The organism is Streptomyces sp. NPDC047315 (assembly GCF_040643215.1).
Lineage (GTDB): Bacteria > Actinomycetota > Actinomycetes > Streptomycetales > Streptomycetaceae > Streptomyces.
In genome coordinates, this window is record NZ_JBEYTZ010000018.1 from 147,677 (window position 1) to 172,029 (window position 24,353).

Consider the following 24,353-nt stretch of genomic DNA (forward strand, 5'->3'; position numbering starts at 1 on the left):
TGCGCGAGCAGCCACATACGGGTCGCAGACGCCGCAACACGGCTCGCCGCACGGCGGGGCCGCGTCTGCCGAGGCTATAGGTGGCAGGCCACCGCGGTGTCGGGGCGCAGCAGGGGGTCCCGGGTGCGGCAGGCGGACGCGACGCCCGCCCGTTCCGCCTCGCCCGACGCCAGCGCCGGGCAGCGTAGATGGAAGCGGCAGCCCGGCGGGATGCGGGTGGGGTCCGGCGGCTCTCCCGTCAGGACCGTCGGCGGCGTCGAGGAGTCCGGGAGAACCGACATCAGGGCCCGGGTGTACGGGTGCCGGGGCGCGGTGAGGACCGTGTCGACCGGGCCCTCCTCCACGATGCGGCCCAGGTACATCACCGCGACCCGGTCCGCGATGTTCCAGGCCAGCCCGAGGTCGTGGGTGACCACGAGCGCGGAGAGCCCGAGTTCGTCCCGCAGCCGCAGCAGCAGCGCCAGGATCTCCCCGCGCACGGACGCGTCGAGGGAGGCGACGGGCTCGTCCGCGACGATCAGCTCCGGGTCGAGCACCAGCGCACCGGCGATGACGACGCGTTGGCGCTGACCGCCGGAGAGCTCATGGGGATAGCGCAGGAAGAACCGTTCCGGTGGACGCAGTCCGGCGCGGGCCAGCGCACGCTCGACCGCCGCGCGCTCGTCGCCCCGGTGGCCGTGGATGCGCAGGCCCTCGGCGACCGCGTCGTACACGGTGTGCCGCGGATTGAGGGAGCCGCTGGGGTCCTGGAGGACGAGTTGCACGCGGCGGCGGTACGCGCGCAGGGCGCCGGCGGAGTACTCCAGGGGCCGGCCGGCGAAGCTGACCCGGCCGGACGTCGGCGGCACCAGCCCCAGCAGCGACCTGGCGAGGGTCGTCTTGCCGCAGCCGGACTCGCCGACGAGGGCGACGATCTCGCCCGCTCCGACGGCGAGGTCGACCCCGTCCACGGCGCGGGCGGCCGGTCGGCCGCGCCGCGGCGGGAAGGTGACGTGGAGCCCGTCGGCGTGCAGCAGGGGAGCGGACGTGGTCACTCGGGGCCGCCTTTCGCATGGACACAGGCCGCCCGGTGGTCGACGGCGCCGGCGAGCAGCGGATCGTCGGCCGTGCAGACGGGCAGCGACACGGGACAGCGCGGGTGGAAGGCACAGCCGGGTGGCAGGGCGGCCGGGTCGGGGGGATCCCCGGGCAGACCGCGCGGCGCCCGGCGCGAAGCGGGGTCCCCGACGCGGGGGAACGCGGCGGCCAGCGCCTGTCCGTAGGGGTGGCGGGCCGCGCCGTGGACCGCGCCCGCCGGGCCCTCCTCCACGACGCGGCCCGCGTACATCACCGCGAGCCGGTCACAGGTCTCGGCGAGCACGGCCAGGTCGTGGCTGATCATCAGCAGGCCGATGTCCTGGTCGGCGACGAGCTGTTCGACCAGGCGCAGGATCTGCGCCTGGATCATCACGTCCAGCGCGGTGGTCGGCTCGTCGGCGACGATCAGCCGCGGGTCGCAGGCCAGCGCCATGGCGATCATCACGCGTTGGCGCTGGCCGCCGGAGAGCTCGTGCGGATACGAATGGGCGCGGTCGGCGGGCAGCCCCACCTGGTGCAGCAGCTCCGCGACGCGCGCCCGGGCCTTCGCCGGGGTGACCCTGTGGTGCAGCAGGATCGGTTCCGCGATCTGGTCGCCGACGCGGTGCACGGCGTTCAGGGAGTGCATCGCGCCCTGGAAGACCAGGGACGCCCCCGCCCAGCGCACCGCGCGCAGCCGGCCCCAGCGCATGGTGAGCACGTCCTCGCCGTCGAGGAGGACGCGCCCGGTGATCCGGGCCGACGGCGGCAGCAGCCGCAGCAGCGCCAGCGCGAGGGTCGACTTGCCGCACCCCGACTCCCCGGCGACGCCCAGCTTCTGCCCCCGGGCCAGGTCGAGGTCGACGCCGCGGACGGCCGGCACCGCGTCGGGCCCCGAGCCGTACGTCACGTGCAGATCGCGCACCTGGAGCAGCGGCCCGCCCATCACCGCACCCCCAGCTTCGGGTTGAGGACCCGTTCGACGGCCCGGCCGCAGAGCGTGAACGCCAGCGCCACCAGGGCGATCGCCAGCCCGGGCGGAGCCAGGTACCACCAGTGGCCGGAGGAGACCGCGCCCGCCTCCCGGGCGTCCTGGAGCATGCCGCCCCAGGAGACGACCGAGGGGTCGCCGAGCCCGAGGAAGGCGAGGGTGGCCTCGGTGAGGATGGCGGTGGAGATCCCGAGGGTGGTCTGCGCCAGCACCAGCGGCATCACGTTGGGCATCACGTGCCGGCCCATGACGTGGCCGTGTCCACCGCCGAGCGCCTGCGCGCGCTCGATGTAGGGGCGGGACTCGACCGCGATGGTCTGCGCCCGCACCAGCCGGGCCGTGGTGGGCCAACTGGTCACCCCGATCGCGAGGACCACGGTCCACACGCTGCGGGACATCACCGTCGCCAGCACGATCGCCAGCACCAGCGCGGGCATGACGAGGAACCAGTCCGTGATCCTCATCAGCACCGTGGAGAACCAGCCGCCGTAGTGGCCCGCGACGATGCCGACCAGGGTGCCGATCGCCACCGACAGCGCAGCCGCCAGCAGCCCCACGGTCAGCGAGATCCGCGCCCCCCACACCAGCAGCCCCAGCAGGGAGCGGCCGAACTGGTCCGTACCCAGCGGGAACTGCGCGCTCGGCGACTCCAGCGGCGCGCCCGGCGCCCGGGTCACGCTCCGTACGTCGCCGTCGACCAGCAGCGGGGCGGCGAGCGCGAGCAGGGCGATCAGCCCCAGCACGCCGAGGCCCAACAGCCCGGCCCGATGGGTGCGGTACGAGCGCCAGAGGCGGCCCGCCGACGCCCGCCGACGGGCCCAGGTCAGGGATGCCGTGCTCATCGGGTCACCCGGGGGTCGAGCAACGGGTACACCAGGTCAGCCAGTAGGTTCATCACGATCATCGCTCCCGCGAAGACGACGAACAGCCCTTGCACCAGCGGTAGGTCCGGAACGCTGAGCGCCTGGTAGAACAGGCCGCCGAGCCCGGGCCAGGAGAACACGGTCTCCACCAGGATCGATCCGGCCGCCACATGGCCCAGATTGATGAAGACCATGGTCACGGTGGGCAGCAGGGCGTTCGGCACCGCGTGCCGACGGCGCACCGCGGCGTCCCGCAGCCCCTTCGCCCGCGCCGTCGTGAGGTAGTCCCCGCCCATCTCGTCGAGCAGCGAGGACCGCATCACCAGCAGCGTCTGCGCGTATCCGACCGCGACCAGCGTCAGCACCGGCAGCACCATGTGGTGGGCCACGTCCAACACGTACGCCAGCCCCGTCTCGTCACCGGACTCCATGCCGCCGGTCGGGAACAGCCCGGGGACCGGTCCGATCCCCACGGCGAAGGTGATGATCAGCAGCAGGCCCAGCCAGAACGACGGCACCGACCACAGGGTGAGCGCCAGCCCCGTGTTCAACCGGTCGCCGAGCCCGCCGTGCCGCCACGCGGAGCGGGTGCCCAGCCAGAGCCCGATCGCCGAGTAGAGCACCACGGCCACCCCGGTCAGCAGCAGCGTCGCCGGCACCTTCTCGGCGATCAGCTCCCCGACGGGCGCCCGGAACTGGTACGACGTGCCGAAGTCACCGGTGAGCGCCGCCGTGCAGTAGTCCGTGAACTGCTGCCACAGCGGTCGGTCGAGCCCGAACTGCCGGCGCAGCTCCGCCAACTGCTCGGCCGACGTCGGCGTGCCGTGCGTCATGGTCTTCACCGGGTCGCCCGGCACGATCCGGAAGAGGAAGAAGCTGGTCACCAGGACCGCGAGCAGGGAGACCAGCGCCCCGCCCGCCTTCTGCGCCAAGTAGGGCAGGTACGCGCGGACCGCCGGGCCCGCGCCGCGCCGCTCGGGTGCGGCGACCGGCTCCCGCGCGGCGGCTTCGGCCGGCGGCGGGGGCGACGACGTCGATGGCGAGGTGGAGGTCATGGCTATTCACGGTCTTCCACGGTGGCGCGGCGTCGCACCGCGACCAGCCCGGCGACCGCGGCGACCAGCACCGCGAGGGCACCGGCCCCGATCGCCAGAGCCGTCCGGGAGCCGTCGTCCGAGCCGCCGTCGCCGGATCCGTCGGCGGGCACCGCCGACCACCAGCTCCAGTAGCCGTCCTGGCCCCAGATGTTCCCCGCGGCCTCGGGCATCGTCGTGATGGACGAGATCTGGTCGGTACGGTACGCCTCGACCGCGTTCGGATACGCGAGGACGTTCATGTAGCCCGTGTCGTACAGCCGGGACTGGAGCTGCTTCACCAGATCGGCCCGCTTCGCCGGGTCGTACTCCACGCTCTGACGGGCGTACAGCTCGTCGAACCGGCGGTCGCAGATGAAGTTGTCCGTCGACCCGGTGTCCGCGGGGGTGGCGGGCAGCGCTGCGCAGGTGTGGATGGAGAGCACGAGGTCGGGGTCGGGGCTCACGGACCAGCCGTCGAAGGCGAGGTCGTAGTCGCCCTTGAGCCAGGGGTCGGAGACGTTGTCCAGGCAGTCGATCCGCAGTCCGATGCCGAGCTCGCCCCACCACTCCTGGAGGTACTTGCCCACCGCCTTGTCCTTGGGGTCGGTGGCGTGGCACAGGATCCGGAAGGAGAGCGGGCGGCCGTCCTTGCCGAGCCGCTTGCCGCCGCTGCCCTTGCGGTAGCCCGCGCCGTCGAGCAGGGCGGCTGCCTTCGCGGGGTCGTAGTCGATCCGCTGCTCCTTCGACGGCTGCCAGAAGTACGGGCCGAAGCGCGGCGGCAGATAGCCCTGGCCTTCGACGGCGTGGCCGCGGAAGACCCGTTCGACGATCGTCTTTCGGTCGGTGGCGTGGAACAGGGCCTTGCGCACGGCCGGGTCGAGGAGCGCCGGGTGGCCGTCGCCGAAGGTCCTGCCGTCCCGGGAGCGGGCGCCGGGGTTGGTGGCGAGGGCGAAGAACCGGCGGCCGGGGGCGTCGTTCACCGCGACGTCCTTCGCGCTCTTGAGGGAGGCGGCCTGGGCGGGGGTGAGGTTCTGGACGAAGGACACCTCGCCCTTGCGCAGGGCTGCGACGGCAGCGTCACCGTCCTTGTAGTACTTGAGCAGCAGCTCGTCGACCTTCGGCGCACCGCGCCAGAAGTCCTTGTTGGCCTTCAGCCGAATGTACCGGTCGACCTCGTAGTCCGTGATGACGAAGGGGCCGTTGCCGACGACCGGGAACCGCTCGTCGTTGTTGAAGGCCGAGAAGTCGTCGACGCCCTCCCAGACGTGCTTGGGCAGGATGGGGACGTCCAGGGCGGTCATCGTGGCCTGCGGCTTCTTCAGCTCGATGACCAAGGTGGCCGGGTCGGGCGCGGTCACCTTGCGGAAGTTGGCGGTGAAGGCGCCGTTCGCGGTCGCCGCCTTGCTGTCCGACATCATCGTGTTGAAGGTCCAGGCGGCGTCCTCGGCGGTCGCGGGCCGGCCGTCGGACCAGCGGGAGTCACCGCGGATGGTGAAGGTCCAGGTGAGCTTGGAGGGGGAGGAGCGCCAGGAGGTGGCGAAGCCGGGGACGGCCCTTGCGTCCTTCACGTCGTAATTCGTCAGGTACTCGTACGCCAGTCGGTGAACGCTGGTGGAGACCAGGCGCTGGGCCAGGAAGGGGCTGAGGGAGTCCACGCTCTGCGAGACCGCGATGGTGAGCACCTTCGGGGCGCGGTCCGCGGACCGGGCGTGGGCGGCCGGGGGCAGCGCGGCCAGCAGTGCGCCGACGGCGCACAAGGCCAGCAGGGAGCGGGTGCCGGTGCGGGTCGAGAGCCGTGGGGCGGGTGGTGTCGCCGGGGGCGACGGGACCTTGATGACCATGGGCATGACCTCGCGTCAGCGCTCACGGGGAGCGGGCGGGCTGATGGGAGCGGTGGCCAACGGGTGGAGCGTGGTTGTACCAGCGGTGGTCCAGTCCCGTCAACGCCAGATTGACACCCCGTCTGGGCTGCGACAACGCGCCGAGGGCCCGCACCGTCGTGACGGTGCGGGCCCTCATTGGTCCAGTCCTGTGTCGCCTTACTGCTGAGGGGCTGGCGGTGCCTGCGGGGGCAGTTGCGGCCAGCCGGGGGGCGGCGCCTGGCCCGGTGCGTCGGACTGTGCCGAATCACCGGGCGGCATCGGCAGACCGGGCACCGGAGGCTGGCCCGGCTGTCCCGGCTGGGCTTGCTGGCCCGGTTGAGGTTGGCCCGGCTGTCCCGGTTGGGCCTGGGGTGCGGCCGGAGGCTGCTGGGGCCAGCCTTGCGGTGGGGCCGGCGGAGCCTGGTGTGGCTGATGCGGTGCTTGTGGTGTCTGCTGCGCCTGCGGTGCCTGTGGCGGATAGGGCTGCTGGGGCTGCTGGCCACCGTACGGCTGGGGCTGACCGCCCTGCGGATACGGTTGCTGACCGCCGTACGGCTGACCGGGGTAGCCGCCCGGGGCCGGCTGCTGGGGCTGCTGCGGCGCCTGGGGGTACCCCGGCATCGGCGGCGCCATCGTCGGCGGCGGGTTCCCGTCCGCCGTCCACAGCCCCTGCAACTGCTGGGCCCGGGCGAAGTCCTCGGCGATCAGCGCGGAGAGGTTGAAGTACGCCTCGCGCGTCTTCGGCCGCATCATGTCCAGGTCGACCTCGGCGCCGGCGGCGAGGTGCTCGTCGAAGGGCACCACGACCACGCCGCGGCAGCGCGTCTGGAAGTGCGCCACGATGTCCTCGACCTTGATCATCTTCCCGGTCTCGCGCACCCCGGAGATCACCGTCACGGAGCGCTGCACCAGCTCTGCGTACCCGTGCGCGGAGAGCCAGTCCAAGGTGGTGGACGCGCTGCTCGCACCGTCGACGGACGGGGTCGAGATGATGATGAGCTGGTCCGCCAGGTCCAGCACCCCGCGCATCGCGCTGTAGAGGAGCCCGGTCCCGGAGTCGGTGAGGATGATCGGGTACTGCCGGCCCAGCACCTCGATGGCCCGGCGGTAGTCCTCGTCGTTGAAGGTGGTGGAGACGGCCGGGTCCACGTCGTTGGCGATGATCTCCAGACCGGAGGACGCCTGCGAGGTGAAGCGGCGGATGTCCATGTACGAGTGCAGATACGGGATCGCCTGGACCAGGTCGCGGATGGTCGCCCCGGTCTCGCGCCGCACCCGGCGGCCGAGCGTGCCGGCGTCCGGGTTGGCGTCGATCGCCAGGATCTTGTCCTGCCGCTCGGTCGCCAGCGTGGACCCCAGCGCGGTCGTCGTGGTCGTCTTGCCCACGCCGCCCTTGAGGCTGATGACCGCGATCCGGTAGCAGGACAGCACCGGCGTACGGATCAGCTCCAGCTTGCGCTGCCGCTCGGCCTCCTCCTTCTTGCCGCCCAGCTTGAACCGGGACGAGGGGGAGGGGTTGCGGCTCGACTTCGCCTTCTGCCGGGTGTTGCGCAGCAGACGGTCGGAGGAGAGCTCGACGGCGGCGGTGTAGCCGAGGGGCGCGCCGGGGACGGAACGCTCGCGCTGGTCGTGGGTGACCGGCGTGGGCCAGGCCGTGCCGGACCGCGGGTCGACGGGCGGCTGCTGCCCCTGCGGCGCGGCCGGCGGCTGCTGGGGCGGCTGCGCAGGCTGCGGGAATCCGTAACCACCGGGCTGCGGCACCGGGGGCGCGGTCGGCTGGGGGAGCGCCGGCGGCAGCGGGGCCGACGGCTGCTGCGCGTCGGGCTGCGGCTGCGGCGGCTGCACCGGGGGGTACGCGTAACCGGGCTGGTGCGTCTGGGCGTCCGGTACGGGCTGGGCGTGCTGCTGCGGCGGCGGGCCCGGCACCGCGGGCGGCTGCTGCGGCTGTTGCTGCTGGTGCGGATGTGCCACGGGGGCAGCCGGGGGCGGCGCGACCGGCGGCGCCTGGTGCGGGAAGCCGTAGCCGCCCTGCTGCTGGTCGGGCTGGTGCACGGCCGGCGGCTGCGCGGGGTGCGGGAATCCGTACCCCGGCTGCGGGTCGGTCGGCGCTTGCGGGGGGCCGGCGTGCGGCGCGGCGGGCAGCGGGGGAGGCGAGGACTGGTCGGACGTCTGCGGCGACACCGGCCACTGCGGCGCGGACGCGGGGGCGGCGGGCTGGAACGCGGGCGGCAGCGGCAGCGGCGAGCCCTGCGCCGGCGACCAGTGCGGCGCGGCGCCCGATGCGCCGTCAGACGCGGCATCCGTCGGGGCGGGTGCCGGAGGGACGGCGGGCGGAGCGGCCGGGGGCGGAGGCGCGACGGACGGGTCCGACGCAACGGCAGCGCCGTGACCGGACTCGGCGTCGGCGTCGGTGTCGGCGCTGGTGTCGGTGGCGGTGTAGGTGTCGAGGCCCGTGAGGCTCGCCGCGGCGGGGGCGTCGTCCTGCGCACCGTCCGCGTCGTCATCTGACGGGGCGTCGGACGTGGCGGCTTCGGCCTCTTCCTCGGCCCGACGCGCAGCGGCGTCGCGCTCCGCGATCTCCCGCTTCAGCGCGGCGGGGGAGAAGCGCATGGTGGCACCGCTCTCCACGTCACCGCCGCCGAACGGCGCCGCGGCCGGCTCGGGCTCGGCGGCAGCGGCCGGCGGCTCGGGGGCCTGGGGCGCGGGCGGAGTCACCGGAGGGGCGGTCGGTGCGGACGGGGCGACGGCCGGCGGCTCGGCAGCGTGCGCCGACTGCGACTGCGACTGCGACTGCGACTGCTCCTGGGACGGGGCGGGCGGCGCCGGGGTGTTCGGCGTCCACTGCGGCTGGAAGCCGCCGTCCGAAGGGAGCCCCGGCACGGCGACCGGCGGGCCGTTCGGCGGGGGCGGCGGCGGGGTGTGGCCACCGTCCCCCGAAGCGTTCTGCGTGTACCAGGCCGGCGGGGTGTAGTCGATGGTGAACTCACCCGTCATCTCGGCGGGATCCGCGTCGGACTCGTCGGCGGGAAGGTCCCATCCCCCGCGGATCCCGTCCCGATCGCTGTTCACTGTGCCTCCTGGTGTGGTCGAGCACCCTGGGTGCCGTTGCGGGGTGGGGGGCGACCGCTGTGTCCCGGCCGACCCGCCCCGTCGTGACGCGGCGGGGTGCTCGCGGGTTCGATCCGCCGCTTCTTACCACCCTAAACGCCAATGACGACGGGCCGGCAGGCCCGAGGGCCCTCCGGCCGCGACACCGCAGGCCACTCGGGGTCCCCACACGGGCGGCAGGTGGCGGGGCACACGGAAGGCGACCGGGCAAACCGGTACAACTCCCCGGCAAACGCTGGCTCGATGCGGGGCTGTGAACGCCCGGCGAACACCGCCCAACGATCCGGTCTCGGTGTCGTGAGCACTCGGCCGTCCGGCAGCGGCGCGCGCCGGGCGCACGACCGCCGCGCACAGCCCGCGCGTTCGCTCCGTCGCCGGTCGTCCGTCGCGGGCCGTCCGTCGTGGGTCGCCGGTCCGTCCGCGCGTCAGCGCAGGTCGAACTCACCGTCCCGGGCCCCGAGGACGAACGCCCGCCACTCGGCCTCCGTGTACCGCAGCACCGTGTCCGGGTCCAGCGAGGACCGCATCGCCACCGCGCCGCCCGGCAGATGGGCGATCTCGACGCGCTCCTCGTCCTCACTCGTACCGGGTGCGCTCACCCACTCGACGCCGGAGATGTCGAGGGCGTACAGCTCGTCCTTCTCCTTCTCGCTCCCCACCGGCCACGCTCCTCTTCGTCGTCTGCATTGTCTTGTCGTCGCAGCTGTCGCAGTCGCAGTCGCGTACGTCGCACGTCGGACGGCAACGTCATACGTGTTGTGCCAAACGTTCTACGCCGCATGCGCACGCCACACGGAATGCGGCGGTACGGCAGCGGTCCGGGGCGACGGGCCGTCCCGGACCGCACCGTTGAGGGGATTTTAGAGCGACCGGCCCCACCGGCAGGGGCGGGACCACGGAAGATCCCCGTGAACTCCCGCCGTACTCCGCGCCGGCTTCACGCCGACGGAACAGATGTGCGACCGAACGGACCCCGCCGTCGAAATCCCGTACGCACCGGGCATCGGCTCCCGCGCCCGTCCCGTCCAGCTCCGTTCGGGAGCGTCCGCCTCAGTCCATGCGCCGGGCGACGCCCAGCAGACCCGCTTCCGCGTCCGTTCCGCTGGTCATCACCCAGTGCCGCTCCTGGCCGGCGCACCACAGCGTCACCCCGTCCGCCAACGTCGGCAGCGCGCCGCTCTCCGCCTCCGAAAGACCGAGGATCTGGCCGATCTGCTCGGCCTCCTGGGGCGAGACCCGCTGGACGCCGACGAGCGTGGCGGCCCGCAGCAGCCGCGGTGCCACCGGGCTCAGATACGGCAGCAGCGTCAACACCGACTGCCAGGGCGCCGAAACGACCCGCCCGCGCGGCGGACGCATGCCGCAGTCCCGGATCACCACGACCGGGCTGCCGACGGTCGCACCCATCGGCGGCACCCGGCCCACCTCGTACAGCGTGATGCAGTCCAGGCCGGCGCCCGCGGCCTGCGCGAGCCCGGTCCACGCCTGGGCGCGCCCGGTCTCCACCGCCACCCGGGCACCTGTGCCCGCCGCCCGCAGCGCCATCACCTGCGCAGTCCACAGCCCGCCGATGAGCACGACGTCGTACGGCGTCGAGCGGTGGAAGCCCACCATCAGCGGACGGCTCTCGGTGTCCTCGCCGATCACCACGCCGTCGTCGCCGACGGGCAGCGACAGCGCGCCGAGGTGGTCGGCGGCCACCGTGTGCCCCGGGTGTCGCGGCCCGACCAGCCGTCGCACCGCCCCCATCACCCCGCTCACTGGGCACCTCCCAGCGGCAGCGTGGCGAAGGCCCCCGGCAACTGCTCCCGGTCCAACCGGACGAGACCGACCTTCGCGGTCCGCGCGTGCTGCTCCAACGTCCTGCGCACCCCGATCAACTCCGTGTCCGAACCGCCCGTCACCCGTACGTGGCCGGCCACGGACAACGCTCCCTGCCGCACGCCCCGCCGCACGGTGACGCTGAACGTCGTCGCGTACGCGGGCGCGGCCGTGAGCAGCGACACCACCTTCGGCAGCGGCGCCGCACCGCGCCCCAACTCCGGCCAGCGGCCGACCGCGTACGTGGTGTGCCAGCGGTCGTCGCAGCGCCACACCCGCGCCGTCTCCGCCGTCCGCTGCAACGGCGTCGCGTCCGGCCGGCTCGCCCGCACGGCCAGCCGCGGACTCGCACAGGCCGCCGTCGCCAGCGTCGAGTTCAGCTCCTGCTGGTCCAGCACCACGGCCTGGAAGCCGGCGCCGGTGACCCGGCTCGCGATGTGGTCGGCGACCCGCACGAGACAGCGCTGGGCGCCCGTGACGCCACCGCCGCGAGCCTCCACCGCCTCCCGGCACAGCTCCGGATTCAGCTTCACGGCGACCCACGTCATCCGCAGCGCCGGAGCGCCGGTGCGCTCCTGGAGCGGGGCGTACGACAGCCGGGCGACCGACTGCTGCGGCAGGTGCGGAGCCGGCGCGGACCGCACCTGCTGCACCAACTGCACCGACTCCAGCACGATGTCGTCGACCTCCAGCGCACCGCCGAGGAGGGTCAGCGGCAGCGATCGGGCGCCGAACGCGGGCCGCAGCGCGGCACCGCTCGCCTCGACCCGTACCACCGCGGTGAGGAACGTGCCGTCGCCCAGCATGCCGACGGTGCGCCGGTTCTTGTCGACGTACGGATACGGGCGCAGCTCCGGGACGCCCTCCACCACCGGCGCCAGCGACGGGTCGGTGTCCGTCGGCGCCGGGCCGGCGTTCCGCTTGCGCGCACGCAGCGCCAGCGCCGTGGTCATCCAGTCCTGCGCGGCCTGGCCGCGGCGGCGGATGAAGGCCAACAGCACCAGCACGCAGGCCACGACGACCGCGGGGATCAGCCACAGTCCGCCGAGCACCGCGCCGACGGCGGCGAGCCCGAGGGCGATCTCGACCAGCGCGAGTTGACGCAACTGGAGCGGGCCGACACGGCTCGTACGGGACAGCGGGCGCAGTGTCGTCTTCGCGGGGGCGGGCGTCGGCCCGACCGGTCCGCCGTCGCCCCGTCCGCCCCGTGGCGCACCGGCGCCGCGGGACCTCCGGGAGGAGCCGGGCCTCCGATCGCCGCGCGCGCCCTGCGCGCGTCGTTCGGGCGTTCGCCCATTTCGCGCGCGCGTCCCCGTTGCCATCGCCGCGATGCCCCCTCGTGTCCGTATTTCCCAGATTTCCCAGAATTCCTAATTTCCACTGGGTGTTGACAGGCCGATCACCCTACCTGAGCGGTGCGTGACCGGCTTCAGCAGGCATAGTAGGGGCGATACGGCGGCAGGCCGATTCGATGAACAGGGGAGCCTGGCCGCGACGCGGGGAGAGGGACAGCGGACAGATGGCATCACGTCGGGACGAACTCAACGCCTACACCTTCGCCAAACGGCGGTTGGTGGCGCAGTTCCTCCAGCCCAACGCCACCGGCTCGGAGGAGGGCGCACCGCGCCCGCTGCGCGCGGTGGTGCCCGGAGCCATCATCGGCGTGGTGATCCTCGCGGGGTTCGGGGCCTGGGGAATGTTCAAGCCGGTGGCGCCCAAGGGCTGGGACAAGCCGGGTGAGAACGTGATCGTCGCCAGCAAGTCCACCACCCGTTATGTGGTGCTGGAGACGGACGGAAAGAAGCAACTCCATCCCGTTCTCAACATGGCCTCCGCAAAACTTCTCCTGAATCTCGACAGGGGGAAGGTGATCAACGTCTCCGAGTCCGTCCTGGACAGCGGGAAAATCCCGCACGGCGTCACCGTGGGAATTCCCTACGCCCCCGACCGGCTCCCGAAGGCGAAGGACGCCGGCACCGCCAAGCGGTGGGCCGTGTGCGAACGCCCCGGCGAGGGCCGTCAGGCGACGACGCAGAAGGCGGCCTTCGTGCTCGCCGACCGGGAGAAGGACAAGGTGGACGGCGAGGAACGCCTCACCGGAGGCGAACTCCTGCACGTCGAGGCCGAGGGCGTCGAGTACGTCGTGGACGCGAGCGGCACCAAGTACGTCCTCAAGCCGAAGGACGACCTGGTGCGCCAGCTCGTCGTCGGACAGGGCCACCAGGCCCAGAAGGTCTCCAAGGAGTGGCTGGACACCCTGCACCTGGGCCACGAGATCAGCATTCCCGAGCTCCCCGGCACTCCCGGAGCTGACGCAGGCGTCCCAGGTCTGAAGGACGAACTGGACAAGGTCGGGATGATCCTCCAGGCGACGGACGGCGCCAAGGACCGGCAGTACGTCGTCCTGGAGGGCCGGGTGGCCCCGATCTCCGACTTCATGGCCAAGCTGCTCATCGACAGCGAGCCGCTCAAGGACGTCGTGAAGGACGGGAGGGCCCTGAAGGTCAGCGCCTCCGAGTTCCGGGCCGGCGAACCGTTCGGCGACGACAGGAACTGGCCCCTGGCCGCTCCCGTCGCCGTGAACGACGCAAGTGCGGGCGAAGGCAAGCGCAACGCCGTGTGCAGCGTGCTGCGCGACGTCGACAAGGACAAGGGCACCACCACCCTGAGCACCTGGGCGGGCACGGCCTTCCCGGCCGACCTGCCGGTCGGGTCGAGCAGCGCGTACGTCACCCCCGGATCGGGGCTGCTGTTCCGCCAGTTCAAGGGCGAGGCCACGGACGTCGGACTCCTCTTCCTCGTCACCGACACCGGGCTGCGCTACGCGATGCAGTCCAACAGCGACAGCGCGGGTGCCGGCGGTGACTCCGGCGCCGGCTCCGACGAGGAGAAGAAGAAGGAGTTGGAGTCCCAGAACCAACTCTCCCAGCGGCAACTCGGGTACAAGACCGTGGATCCGGTACCGGTGCCCGCGGCGTGGACCGAGTTCCTGCCGAGGGGACCGCGGCTGTCGATCGGCGACGCGAACCAGCCCCAAGGATCCTGAGGCGGGCGGCCAGATGACCCACACCCACAACACCCACAATGCGGCGCTTGCCCCGGGCCGTGGCCGTCGTGTCGCCGTGGTGACCGCGGCCACGGCGCTCGCCGTGATCGGTCTGCCGATCGCCCCTGCCGCCGCCGACACCACCCAGTGCGAGCCCACCCAGACGTACAAGGGCGTCCCCTGGTCCCTCCAGCGCGTCATGCTGGACGAACTGTGGAAGCAGTCCACCGGGGAGGGAGTGCGGGTCGCCGTCATCGACACCGGCGTCGACATCACGCATCCGCAGCTCAAGGGCGCCGTCGATGCCAAGAGCGGCACCAACCTGCTGCCGAAGAAGAACAAGAAGGGCGAAGAGCTCAACATCGGCAAGGCCAACGGCACGGACGACGCCATCGGACACGGCACCAAGGTCGCCGGCATCATCGCCGCCCGCAAGATGGAGGGATCCGGCTTCGTCGGCCTCGCGCCCGACGCGAAGATCATCCCCATCAAGCAGAACGACGCCGACGGCAACGGCAGCGCGAGCACCCTCGCCGACGCCGTCGATCACGCCGTGGCCAAGGACGCTCACGTCATCAACATCTCCCAGGACACCGCCAACGCGGCGAAGCCGGACGCCAAGCTGCAGGAGGCCGTCAACCGTGCCCTGGCCGCGGACGTCGTGGTGGTCGCCTCCGCGGGCAACGACGGAGGCGGCGGCAACGTCAAGAAGACGTACCCCGCATCGTTCGAAGGCGTCCTCGCGGTCGGCGCCTCCGACCGCAACAACGAGCGCGCCCCCTTCTCGCAGTCCGGCGGCTTCGTCGGCGTCGCGGCGCCCGGGGTCGACATGGTCAGCACGGTCCCCGGCGGGGGCCACTGCGCGGACAACGGCACCAGCTTCTCGGCGCCGTACGTCGCCGGCGTCGCCGCCCTCATCAAGGCGAAGCACCCGAAGTGGACCGCGCCGCAGATCGTCGCGCAGATGCAGCAGACCGCTGAGCGCTCCACACCGGGCCAGGACCGGCTCGTCGGCTGGGGCGTGGTCGACCCGCTGCGCGCCCTCACCGAGGACGACGAGCCCATCGACAAGCCCACCGAGGGCGGTGGCCTCACCCAGGCCGAGGGCCCGACCCCGGCCAAGTACGACTTCGGCGAGACCGCGGCGGAGCGCAACGCCCGCCTCGCCACGTACGTGGTGATCGGCGGCGGCGTACTCGTCGCGGCGGTCGCGGGCGGCGCGGTCGCGGTGCGCGACGCCCGACGCCGGGCGAGCCGCGTCGCCGGCGGCTGACGACCGGTCCGGTCCTCGGCCGACCCGGACCTCGGTCGGGCCTGTCCTCGGTCGGGCCCGGGGGAACGCTTTGGGGAGAAACCGAGGAGACGGCCGCCTCATGGGGACGCCGGTGAACCGGACATGGTGAGATGGTGGACGCAACTGCGTGCGGACGTGGCGATGTCCCCCTCCACCGGCAGGTGGACGGACCGACAGACGGGCCCGGGCCTTCCTGCACCGGATCCGGAGTCATCCGAGGGTCATCCGGAAGTCAGATGACGTGTATGTCACTTGGGGCTGTCATAGCTAGTAGCTAAAGTGGTATGTGGCCTGGAACATGGCCGATTCGCCACGCTTGCAACGTGGTGTAGCTGGATCAACGGGGAGGAACGGGCATCGTGGGCATCGTGGGTTATCCAACCGACGGCGCGGTCCGAGGGCAGAGCCATGAGTGACTTCGCCAAGGGGATCGCGGCACTCAGCAGCTTCCAGAGCAAGGTGAACGGCATCCTCGCGGACCTGAACAAGGGCGCGGGGGGCAAGACGGCGATCTCCGAGCAGCGGATCCCGCGCGGAGCGCTCAGCGGGGGCAACGCGCCGTTCGCCGAGGCCGACGGTCTCTTCACGCAGTACAGCCGTGTCCAACAGGCGCTCACCGACCTCTCCCGTGATCTCGGGTTGCAGATCGAGGCGCTGAACATCGCGGTGCATGCGTCGGACGTCGGGACGAACAACGTGGACGAAGAACGGCGTCGTCGGTTCGCGGAGATCGAGGCCCTGCTCGACAGGCCGAAGTCGTACGACAAGGACTCCGGCGTACCCGACGGGAAGAAGACCGTTCAGGACAAGTCCTCTGGATCCGGGTGGTCTTGACATGACCGAACAGGACAAGGGCGAGCAGGAACTGACGCCCGAGCAGCAGGAGAAGCAGGACCTCGCGCGGGCGCAGACACAGAACAAGGTCGCCGACATCACGCGCGTGGTCACCTCGATCTTCGGTGGCAACGGGGTCCTCGCCCGCACCGACTTCGAGGGACACGACCTCAACGTCATGATCGACTTGGTCGAGAACTCCAAGCCGGTCGACCTCGAAAGCGCGGGCGACAGCCTTCGTAAGGCACGTGACGGCCTCAAGTCGGCCGGCGAGCAACTCAAGACCGAGGTCGCGGGCGTTCGCTGGGAGGGCCAGGGGGCCGAGGCTTTCCGAGAGTTCGGCAACGCACTCGCCGCCCACGCCGTCGTGGTGAGCACCTTCGCCGGGATCGCTGCGACTCAGATCACCGCTGCGGGCATGGGGCTGGCCTCGGTGCGCGGCTCGATGCCGCCTAGGGACACGCGCGTGGTGAAGCACGACGTGCGGAAGATGCCGACGCCGGAGCAGGTCGACACCAACCCTGACTACGTGGCCGCGAAGAAGGTCGAACAAGACCGTCAAGAGGCCATCAACCAGATGAACCGACTGGCGTCGTACTACGCGGTGTCGGAGCAGGCGCTGGCAAACCAGGAGCCGCCGAGGTTCGAGGGGATTCTTAAGTCTGATGTTCCTCGGCCCAAGGGGGAGCGGTTCGATCCGCCACCCAGCAGGAGGAGGTCAGCCGTCTCCGATTCACGCACGGCCAGCATCCAGCCGGTGGGCAGGCGTGGCGAGGAGAGGCGTTCGCAGGGGGAGCGCCCGACGGAGATCCCCGGCACGCCTCCGCCGGCCAACGTGGAGCGCGACCCGTCGACAGTGATCGACGGCGTTGCGCCCCCGGTGGCATCCCCTCCGACAAACCCCAACAGTGCACCGCCCGTGGCACCGGTCGGCCCGGTGGCACCACCCACCGGGCCAACGGGCACGCCGCCCGTCGCTCCGATTTCACCCGTAGGCCCCGTGACCGGACCGGTGACTGGCAAGACTGTGGGACCGGTGCCCACGTCCCCGGTCTCCAAGGCCATGGGAGGTCCCGGGAAGACAAGTGGCACCCCTCCCTTCACGGCCACGGGACAGCCTGGAGTGCCGGGACGTCCGAGCATCACCGGGACTCCCACTGCAACGCCGTCGACCAACAGCCCGGTCGGGCGCCCCAGCGGCCCGATGACCGGTGGACCCTCGAACCAGGGCCCCGTTGGACGCACTGGCGGCCCCGGCGCGGCAGGCCCGTACACCAACAATCAGCAGCAGATGTTGGGCCGTCCGAACACGACCGGTGGACCCGTATCGGGTCAGCCGACGACTGGTCGGGCCAACAGTGGCCCCGCAGGGACGCGCCACGGGCAGGGAATCATCGGTGGCACAGCCCAACGCCCCACGGGCGGCCCTGCCGGGTCCCGTGTGCCTAGGGGCACGGTCATCGGTGCAGAAGGGCCCGGCACGACTCGGCCCACGCAGGGACGGACGGGGCAGTCCGGTGTGGTCGGCGCCAACTCGGGGAACGCCGCCCGGCCCACGGGACGTGGAACGCCCAGTGTGAACGGCGTCGTGGGTGCCCCGCGCCAGGGGAGCAGTTCCAACGCCCGGCCCGGGAAGAGCGGCTTCACGACCGGTGGGTCCGGGCTCGTCGGTGGACGTCCGGGTCGGAAGCGTTCCGACAAGGACGAGGAAGAGAACGAGTCCACGCGCCCTGACTACCTGACGGAAGACGAAGAGACGTGGACGGCCGGGCGGCGGGACACCACGCCGCCGGTCATCGACTAGGCACACGGAAGGTTCGGAAGTCGGGATGACGGCAGGAATGTTCCAGGCGCGACAGGCGGGCGTGCCCCGCGCCCTGCGGCGAGGTTTGCTGTGCTCGTTGGCCGCAGTCTGCATGTGGGCCGGCACGGTTCCCACGATGGCCACGGCCGCCACGGCCGCACCTGGACAGCCCAAGCAGTGGCACCTGGACGCGATGGGGGCCGACGACATCTGGAAGGTCTCCACTGGAAAGGGCGTCAAAGTTGCCGTCATTGACACCGGAGTAAATTCGTCGACTCCTACCCTGCAGGGCCAGGTCCTTAAGGGACTCGATGCCTCGGGTGCGAAGGGTGAGGAGACCGACGATTACGACGGCCACGGCACCACGATGGCCGAACTGATCGCCGGCACAGGCAAGGGAGGCGGCATTCGCGGCCTTGCCCCGGGCGTCCAGATCGTCCCCATGCGGGTTGCCAACACGGAGCTGCAGAACAGGGAAAAAACGAACGCTCGGGACAGCATCGACGCGATCAGGGCGGCTGCGGACAGTGACGTGAAGATCATTAGCATGTCGTTCAGCAGTGACTACTCCTCCCGGGAGGAGCGTGCCGCAGTGGAATATGCGGCGAGCAAGGGCAAGTTGTTCTTCGCAGCAGCCGGCAACAATGCCAAGGAAGGCAACAAACCGCAGTTCCCGGCTGCCTATCCGGACGTCGTAGGGGTCGCATCGGCCGACAGCAAGGGCACCGTTGCCGAGTACTCCCAGCACGGTGACAACGTGGACATCACCGCGCCCGGACGCGACATGCCGCGCTGGTGCAACACGTCCTTCAAGTCCTACTGTGGCGGCGACGGAGGAACCAGTTCCGCCACGGCCATCGCCTCCGCATCCGCCGCTCTCGTCTGGTCGGCCCACCCCGACTGGACCGCCAACCAAGTCCTGCGCGCCCTCATCGACACCGCCGGGCGCGACTGGGACAAGGGCACCCGCAGCACCTACCTCGGGCACGGGCTGATCCGCCCGCGGCAGATCCTCGTCGACGGGAAGGGCGACCCCGGTGCTCCGGACGTCAGCCCCTTGACGAACCAGAAGACGGGCGGCGCTCCCGCGTCCACCGCACCGTCTGCACCAGCCTCGTCACAACCGCCGAAGGGCGATTCTCAGGACGAGGCCGTCGTGGCAGGCTCCAGCAAGAAGAAGAGTGAGGACGGCGACAGTTCGACCGGCCTCATCATCGGCGGAATCGCGGCCGTGGTCGTCGTCGCGGGAGGGGCCTTCTTCCTCCTGCGCCGTCGCGCCGCCTGACCGCGCTCCACCGCCCACGCACCAACACGCACCATCACGCACAACCCTCGTTCAACAAAAGGAAAGGAATACGGGGACATGGCAGGAGTCCAGAAGGTCGGAGACCAGAGTCTCAAGAGTTTCCAGGACGAAATCTCCCGGCAATTCGATGACATCAAGGGCCAGGTGCAGCAGCTCCAGGGCGTCATCGACAGCCTGGAAGGCCGCTGGAAGGGCATCGGAGCCGGTGCCTTCGACGTGAAGCAGGCGGAGATCAACCAGGGCATGGTGCGCATCGCCAAGCTGCTGGCGGACTTCCAGGAAGCCATCGGGGTCACGCGTACCACCGCGGCCAACACCGACGACGACGTGCGCGCCTCGATGCAGGGCGTCGACGCCTCGGCCGGCATGGGCGGCTCGGGCGGCGGCGGGGGAGCTCCCGCGTCGAAGCTCGCCGCGTACTGAGGCTGAGCCGTGCTGCGCCGTACGCGTACGCGTACGGCAGATCACCCCGCAGACCCCACATTTCCACAGCTAGTTGGAGGACCCCATGTCCGACCCCGGCATGATGCTCGTCACGTACGCCTCGCTTGAGGAGGCGGCGACCACCATCGACAAGCAGGCCTCGCGCCTCGACGAGACCCTCGAAGCGCTGCAGAACAAGATCCGCAGCGTCTCCAGCACCTTCGAGGGCGAGGCGAAGACCGCCGCCGACGCCGCGCACAAGAAGTGGGACGCGGAGACGCGTCAGATCCACACCGCGCTGAAGAGCATCTCCCGCGCCGTCCGCGAGGCGGGCCCGGCGTACCAGGCGGGCGACAAGAAGGCCGCCGGCAACTTCTAGTCGCCACCGCGCGCAGCGAACTGCGCACGCAGCACAACAGAACAGCAACAGGGTGGGCATGCGCGGGAGGTGCCCACCCTGTTGCGTTGCGCCCGTGCGGGCGTCGGGGCTCCTGACCGCTCCTGAACCGCCTCGCGCAGCTACCGTCGTGCCCGGCCTTGAAGAGCGTGGAGCCGTGCTCCTCATGACGTTGGGGCGGTGCCTGAGCACCGCCCCAACGTGTGTCTTCGTACGCTCAGCCCAGTTGCTCCGGCATGAGACCGGTCTGGACCAGCGGGTTCCCCCGCTGACGCGAGACGAAGATGCCGCGCCCCGGCGGCATCGGCCGCATCCGCACCCCGCCGAGGATGTCGCCCTCAGTCGGGTCGCCGGACAGCAGGACGCCCTGCGCGCCCAGCTCCATCATCCGCTGCATGAACGGCTCGTACGAGGCGCGGCTCGCGCCCGCGGCGCTGCGGGCGATGATGAACCGCACTCCGACGTCGCGCGCGAACGGCAGCTGCTCCGCGAGCCTGCCGAGCGGGTTGCCGCTGGAGGTGGACACCAGGTCGTAGTCGTCGACCACGACGTACACCGACGGGCCCCGCCACCAGCTGCGGTCCCGCAGCTGCTGCGCCGTGACGTCCGCGGACGGGGTCCGCCGCTGCATCAGGTCCGACAGCGCGTCGACGTGGTGCTCCATGTTGTTGGACATGGGGACGTACTCCGCCAGGTGCGTGGCGGGGGTGACGTCCAGCAGCGCACGGCGGTTGTCGATGACGAAGAACTTCGCCGAGTCCCCGTCGTACCGCTCGGTCAACTGCTTGATCAGCAGCCGCAACAGGTTCGACTTGCCCGACTCGCTGTCCCCGAACACCAGGAAGAACGGGTCGCGCTCGAAGTTGACGAAGACCGGCTCCAGGTTGTTCTCGTCGATGGCGAAGGCGACTCCGCGCTGCGGGTTCGCGTACCCGTTCGGCAGGTTCTCCGCCGGCAGTTCGCGCGGCAGCAGCCGTACGGCGGGCGCGCCGGGCGCCGTCCAGTGGCGGGTGACCTCCTGGGCCATCGCCGCCGTCGCCTCCGACAGGTCGGTGTCGGAGCTGATGCCGTCGATGCGCGGCACCGCCGCCATGAAGTGCAGCTTCTCCGGGGTCAGACCGCGCCCGGGGACCCCGGTCGGCACGTTCGCCGCGACCTTGCGGTCCAGCTCGGAGTCCATGGTGTCGCCCAGGCGCAGCTCCAGCCGGTTCATCAGGAGGTCCTTCAGATTGGCCCGGACCTCCATCGAGCGGCCGGCGGCGATGACGAGGTGGATGCCGTAGCCCAGCCCGCGCGCCGCGATGTCGAGGACCGCCGGCTCCAGGCTCTCGTAGTCGCTGCGGAAGTTGCCCCAACCGTCGATCACCAGGAAGACGTCGCCCCACGGCTGGTCCGCCACCGAGATGTCACCGCGCGCACGCATGGAGCGGAACGAGGCGATCGAGTCGATGCCGGCGCTGCGGAAGTACTCCTCGCGGCGGCCGAGGATGCCGTACACCTCGGCGACCGTGCGGCGCACCCGCTCCGGGTCCAGTCGGGACGCGATGCCGCCGACGTGCGGCAGCCCGGCGACCGCCGACATGCCGCCGCCACCGAAGTCCAGCCCGTAGATCTGGACCTCGTGCGGGGTGTGGGTGAGGGCGAACGCCGAGATCAGCGTGCGCAGCAGGGTCGACTTGCCGGACTGCGGGGCACCGATGATCTGCATGTGCCCCGCGGCGCCGGAGAAGTCCCGGTACAGCGTGTCGCGGCGCTGCTCGAACGGCTTGTCGACGACGCCCAGCGGGACGACGAGCCGCCCCGCCCCCTCGTACCCGGGCTGGGTGAGTCCGCGTCCCTCGACGTTCGCGAGGCCGGGGACGACCTCGTCCAGCGGCGGCGGGTTGTCCAGCGGCGGCAGCCACACCTGGTGCGCCTCCACGCCGCGCCCCTCAAGCCGGCGCACGATCACGTCGAGCACCGAGTCCGCGAGCGCGTCGTCCTCCGGCGTCCGGGCGTCCGGTACGACGGGACGCGCGGTCGGCTGGACGTAGCGCACCGGCACCGGCGCGGCCGTGAACGCCACCGGGCGCCGGTCCACCGGCAGCGGCCCGCCCGCGGTGACGGTCTGGCTGCCCGCCTCCCGGTACACCCCGGAGACGTACGCCGCCTTGAACCGCACCATCTCGTCCGTGCCGAACTTCAGATAGCCGGAGCCGGGGACGTTCGGCAGCGTGTACGCGTCGGGCACGCCGAGCGCGGCCCGCGACTCCGCCGCGGAGAAGGTCCGCAGACCGATGCGGTACGAGAGGTACGTCTCAAGTCCGCGCAGCCGCCCCTCCTCCAGGCGCTGCGACGCCAGCAGCAGGTGGACGCCGAGGGACCGGCCGATCCGGCCGATCTGCACGAACATCTCGATGAAGTCCGGCATCGCGGTCAGCAGCTCGCTGAACTCGTCGATGACCAGGACCAGCGAGGGGATCGGCTGGAGCGCGGCGCCCGCGGCGCGCGCCTTCTCGTAGTCGTGGATGTTGGCGTAGTTGCCGGCGTCGCGCAGCATCTCCTGCCGGCGGTTCAGCTCGCCGCGGATGGAGTCGCCCATCCGGTCCACCAGCGTCAGGTCGTCCGCGAGGTTGGTGATCACGGCGGCGACGTGCGGCATCTGCGACATGCCGGCGAACGTCGCGCCGCCCTTGAAGTCCGCGAGGACGAAGTTCAACGTCTCCGACGAGTGCGTGACCGCCAGGCCCAGCACCAGCGTGCGCAGCAGCTCAGACTTTCCGGAACCGGTCGCTCCGACGCACAGGCCGTGCGGGCCCATGCCCTCCTGCGCCGCCTCCTTCAGGTCCAGCATCACGGGCACGCCGTCCTCGCCGACGCCGATGGGGACCCGCAGCCGCTCCGACTGGGAGCGGGGCCGCCACGTCCGGGCGACGTCGACGGAGGCCGCGTCGCCCAGGTTCAGCAGATCGGTGAAGTCGAGGTTGGCGAGCAGCGGTTCGTCGTCGTCACCGCCGGTGCCCACGCGCAGCGGCGCGAGTTGGCGCGCCAGCGCCTCCGCGGCCTCCTCGCTCAACCGGTCCGGCACCCCGTCGTACACCAGGCCGTGTCCGGACTCCAGCCGCAGCGCGTCCGGCTGCACGACCACCGAGAGGCCGCCGCGCTGGCCGGTTACCTCGCCGGGGACGACCTCGATGACCGTGACGCCCTGAAGGCCCTCGGGGGACGCCAGCGGCGAGGTCGGCGACACCGACTGGCCGTCGAGGACGACGACCACGTGCGGCTGGTCGAGCAGCGGCTGGCCGCCGCTTTGGAAACGGGGCCGGCCGTCGAGCCGGCCGAGCAGCAGGTCGTCGAGTTCGCGTGCATCGGCGGTGATCAGCCGGCGGGAGCCCGCGCCGTCGCCCGCGCCCGGCGCCTGGACGTGCGGCAGCCACTTCGCCCACTCCCAGTGCTCGGCGCAGTCCCGCCCGGTGGCGATCACGACGACCAGGTCGTCGGGGGAGTGCAGCGAGGTCAGCGACGCCACCAGGGAGCGCGCCGTGGAGCGCACGGAGTCCGGCCGCCCGCTGACCGTCACGTGATAGAAGGCCCGTAGGGACACCGCCATCGGCAGCCCGTCCAGGGTGCTGTGCGCGGTCAGGAACTGCCGCATCGCGCTCGCCGTCAGCGGCTCCAACTCGTCCACCGGCGCGGTCTCCGGCGCCACGATCGGGGTGGCGAGCTGCTGTACGCCCAGCCCGATGCGCACCTGGCCGAAGTCGGCGTCGCCGATGCGCCGCTCCCACACCCGGCTGCCCTCGGCGACCAGCGCCCACAGCTGCTCGGGGGACGGGTGGAGGTAGTACTGGGCGTCCCGCTGGAGCCGGGCCGTGCGCTGCACCTGACGCCGGGTCTGGTTGAGGTACTTCAGATAGTCGCGCCGCAGGTCGGCGAGTTCGCCCTGGGTGCCGCGCCGGTAACGGACCAGCATCGCTATCGCCATGGCGATCGTCGACGCGATCATCACCATGCCCATGATCCGCATGATCGGATTCGGGGTCATGAAGAAGAACACGACCGATCCGCCCATGCCCAGCATCGGCAGCAGCTGCATGAGCGCGCCCTCCTGCTGCCCGCGGGGCAGTTCCGGAGGGGGTTGCAACTGCAGGTGCTCGCTGGGCACCTCCGAAGGCAGGGCCCGTGGTGGGCGCTTGACGACGATCTGACTCACAAGCTCACCAATTCCCTCGCCGGGCGGATAAGTTCCTTTCGGCGCCCCCGTGGCGACGGCTTCCACCCGCGGTGAGGGATCCTACTTGCGCCGGCCCCCGTCGGTGGGCGGTAGGGTGACGAGATGCGGGTGCACAGCCGCGATCTGCCGTAGTGAACGGGGTGCGAACGGGGCGGTCGAGCGGGGCGGTAGGTGATCGCCGCGCCCAACTGACCGCACTGACCGCTAAATGCCCCGGACGAAATGAATTCGGGTCGAGTGTCTGAATTCGGGTCGTTCG

General features: G+C 71.5%; 17 protein-coding genes. 7 read left to right on the plus strand and 10 right to left on the minus strand.

Annotated features, from left to right (window positions below):
• Positions 1-74: 74 nt before the first annotated feature.
• The 9 genes from ABZ842_RS21865 to eccE all read right to left on the minus strand — a co-directional run bounded on the left by ABZ842_RS21865 (position 75) and on the right by eccE (position 11,883).
• Entirely contained in the window at positions 75-1,034 is a 960-nt protein-coding gene (locus ABZ842_RS21865; RefSeq protein WP_361538909.1) for an ABC transporter ATP-binding protein, read from the minus strand.
• Entirely contained in the window at positions 1,031-2,002 is a 972-nt protein-coding gene (locus ABZ842_RS21870) for an ABC transporter ATP-binding protein (RefSeq protein ID WP_361538912.1), read from the minus strand. The genes ABZ842_RS21865 and ABZ842_RS21870 overlap by 4 nt, the downstream gene beginning before the upstream one ends.
• Positions 2,002-2,889, minus strand: coding sequence for an ABC transporter permease (locus ABZ842_RS21875; protein WP_361538915.1), 888 nt, complete (start codon positions 2,887-2,889; stop codon positions 2,002-2,004). Before ABZ842_RS21875 ends, ABZ842_RS21870 begins: the two co-directional genes overlap by 1 nt.
• Positions 2,886-3,965: an ABC transporter permease gene (locus ABZ842_RS21880; protein ID WP_361538918.1), complete on the minus strand. Its 1,080-nt coding sequence runs from the start codon at positions 3,963-3,965 to the stop codon at positions 2,886-2,888. The genes ABZ842_RS21875 and ABZ842_RS21880 overlap by 4 nt, the downstream gene beginning before the upstream one ends.
• A gap of 2 nt (positions 3,966-3,967) precedes the next feature.
• Positions 3,968-5,827: an ABC transporter substrate-binding protein gene (locus tag ABZ842_RS21885; RefSeq protein ID WP_361538921.1), complete on the minus strand. Its 1,860-nt coding sequence runs from the start codon at positions 5,825-5,827 to the stop codon at positions 3,968-3,970.
• 198 nt (positions 5,828-6,025) lie between these two features.
• Positions 6,026-8,917: an SCO5717 family growth-regulating ATPase gene (locus tag ABZ842_RS21890; protein WP_361538924.1), complete on the minus strand. Its 2,892-nt coding sequence runs from the start codon at positions 8,915-8,917 to the stop codon at positions 6,026-6,028.
• A 464-nt stretch (positions 8,918-9,381) separates the two neighbouring features.
• The gene (locus ABZ842_RS21895) at positions 9,382-9,615 is read right to left on the minus strand and encodes a DUF397 domain-containing protein (RefSeq protein WP_361538927.1); all 234 of its coding nucleotides are present in this window, start codon (positions 9,613-9,615) and stop codon (positions 9,382-9,384) included.
• A 391-nt stretch (positions 9,616-10,006) separates the two neighbouring features.
• Positions 10,007-10,705, minus strand: a complete 699-nt coding sequence (locus tag ABZ842_RS21900) for a hypothetical protein (RefSeq protein ID WP_361539006.1) — start codon at positions 10,703-10,705, stop codon at positions 10,007-10,009.
• Positions 10,706-10,713: 8 nt separating this feature from the next.
• Positions 10,714-11,883: a type VII secretion protein EccE gene (eccE, locus tag ABZ842_RS21905; RefSeq protein WP_361538930.1), complete on the minus strand. Its 1,170-nt coding sequence runs from the start codon at positions 11,881-11,883 to the stop codon at positions 10,714-10,716.
• 413 nt (positions 11,884-12,296) lie between these two features.
• Here eccE and eccB point away from each other — a divergent pair, with 413 nt between their 5' ends.
• From eccB to ABZ842_RS21940, 7 genes are all read left to right on the plus strand, one after another.
• On the plus strand, positions 12,297-13,823 hold the full coding sequence (gene eccB / locus ABZ842_RS21910; RefSeq protein ID WP_361538933.1) for a type VII secretion protein EccB: 1,527 nt from the start codon (positions 12,297-12,299) through the stop codon (positions 13,821-13,823).
• Between the two features lie 13 nt (positions 13,824-13,836).
• Positions 13,837-15,096, plus strand: coding sequence for a type VII secretion-associated serine protease mycosin (mycP, locus tag ABZ842_RS21915; RefSeq protein ID WP_361538936.1), 1,260 nt, complete (start codon positions 13,837-13,839; stop codon positions 15,094-15,096).
• 429 nt (positions 15,097-15,525) lie between these two features.
• Complete coding sequence (locus ABZ842_RS21920) at positions 15,526-15,951, plus strand: hypothetical protein (RefSeq protein WP_361538939.1); 426 nt, start codon at positions 15,526-15,528, stop codon at positions 15,949-15,951.
• A 1-nt stretch (position 15,952) separates the two neighbouring features.
• Complete coding sequence (locus tag ABZ842_RS21925) at positions 15,953-17,755, plus strand: hypothetical protein (protein ID WP_361538942.1); 1,803 nt, start codon at positions 15,953-15,955, stop codon at positions 17,753-17,755.
• A 136-nt stretch (positions 17,756-17,891) separates the two neighbouring features.
• Positions 17,892-19,040 (plus strand): S8 family serine peptidase, encoded by a 1,149-nt coding sequence (locus ABZ842_RS21930; RefSeq protein ID WP_361538945.1) that lies wholly within the window; start codon positions 17,892-17,894, stop codon positions 19,038-19,040.
• A gap of 78 nt (positions 19,041-19,118) precedes the next feature.
• On the plus strand, positions 19,119-19,484 hold the full coding sequence (locus tag ABZ842_RS21935; RefSeq protein ID WP_361538948.1) for a WXG100 family type VII secretion target: 366 nt from the start codon (positions 19,119-19,121) through the stop codon (positions 19,482-19,484).
• Between the two features lie 85 nt (positions 19,485-19,569).
• Positions 19,570-19,863 carry a WXG100 family type VII secretion target gene (locus ABZ842_RS21940; protein ID WP_361538951.1) on the plus strand — a complete coding sequence of 98 codons (294 nt, stop codon included), beginning with the start codon at positions 19,570-19,572 and terminating at the stop codon, positions 19,861-19,863.
• A 235-nt stretch (positions 19,864-20,098) separates the two neighbouring features.
• On the opposite strand, the gene eccCa is transcribed toward ABZ842_RS21940, so the two are convergent.
• A complete protein-coding gene (gene eccCa / locus ABZ842_RS21945; RefSeq protein ID WP_361538954.1) occupies positions 20,099-24,073 on the minus strand; it encodes a type VII secretion protein EccCa in 3,975 nt (1,324 codons plus the stop codon).
• Between the last annotated feature and the right edge of the window lie 280 nt (positions 24,074-24,353).